General features: G+C 72.1%; 1 pseudogene. It reads left to right on the top strand.

The features are described 5' to 3' along the window. Window positions 1-201, top strand: a pseudogene (locus tag METUNV1_RS00115) (hypothetical protein); the annotation flags it as partial.

Raw genomic sequence — 201 nt, forward strand, 5'->3', positions numbered from 1 at the left:
GGCGCGCGCGGCCAAGGACGCCGAACTGGCGGGTCAGGCCGAGGCACAGGCGCGCGAACAGGCCCGCAAAGATGCCGAACTGGCAGCACGCCGCAAGCAGGAAGACGCCCGGGCCGCCCAGCGCGCCGCCGACCAGCGGAAAAAGGCGGCCGCCATCGACGAACGGGTGAAAAAGCGCGAGGAAGAGCATGCCCGCCGCGA

Origin of the sequence: Methyloversatilis universalis FAM5 (genome assembly GCF_000214035.2) — a bacterium.
In the GTDB taxonomy this organism is placed as follows: domain Bacteria; phylum Pseudomonadota; class Gammaproteobacteria; order Burkholderiales; family Rhodocyclaceae; genus Methyloversatilis; species Methyloversatilis universalis.